Annotated in this window: 1 protein-coding gene; it reads right to left on the minus strand. The window is 74.0% G+C overall.

What is annotated here, in order from left to right; all coding sequences use genetic code 11:
• On the minus strand, positions 1-801 hold an 801-nt coding region (recO, locus tag FNQ90_RS25310), incomplete at its 3' end, for a DNA repair protein RecO (RefSeq protein WP_182608446.1).
• Between the last annotated feature and the right edge of the window lie 39 nt (positions 802-840).

Genomic DNA, 840 nt, shown 5'->3' on the forward strand with positions numbered 1-840 from the left:
GGGGAGCCGGCCGTCCGGGCGCTCCCCCGACGGCGGGGGCGGGGCGGGCGTACCGGTGCGATCCACGTAGCGCAGGGAGCGAAGACCCCGCTCCAGGTGCCAGTGCAGGTAGGCGGAGACCAGGCCGCTGCCCTCGCGCACGTGGCGGGACTCGGCGGCGTCGGCGGTGGCCCAGTCTCCGGACAGCAGGGCGCCCAGCAGGCGCAGCGCTCCCGGTGAGGGGACCACGCTCCCCGGCACCCGGCAGTCCGCGCACACCGAACCGCCCGCGGAGACCGAGAAGAACCGGTTGGGCCCGGGCAGGCCGCAACGGGCGCAGGCGTCGAAACTGGGGGCGTAACCGCCGCAGGCCAGGGAACGCAGCAGGAAGGCGTCCAGCACCAGGCCCGGCGCGTGCTGCCCGGCGGCCAGGGTCCGCAGCCCTCCGACGAGCAACAGGTACTGCTGGACGTTGGGCTCGCCCTCGTGGTCGGTGAACCGCTCGGCCGTCTCCAGCATCGCGGTCCCGGCGGTGTAGCGCCCGTAGTCCTCCACGATGGTCCGGCCGTGCGCGGCGATGCTCTCGACCTGGGTGCACATCGGCAGACCGCGTCCGATCAGCTCCGAGCCGCGCGCGAAGAACTGCGCATCCACGTGGGAGAAGGGCTCCAGCCGGGCGCCGAACTTGGACTTGGTGCGCCGCACCCCCCGGGCGACCGCCCGGACCCGGCCGTGCTGCCGGGTCAGCAGGGTGATGATCCGATCCGCCTCACCCAGCTTCTGCGTGCGCAGCACGATGCCGTCGTCACGGAAGAGGGTCATGACCCGATTCTCCCCCGGGCTCCCCCGGGCGTCGTCCCC

It is taken from the genome of Streptomyces alkaliphilus (assembly GCF_014141535.1).
Lineage (GTDB): Bacteria > Actinomycetota > Actinomycetes > Streptomycetales > Streptomycetaceae > Streptomyces > Streptomyces alkaliphilus.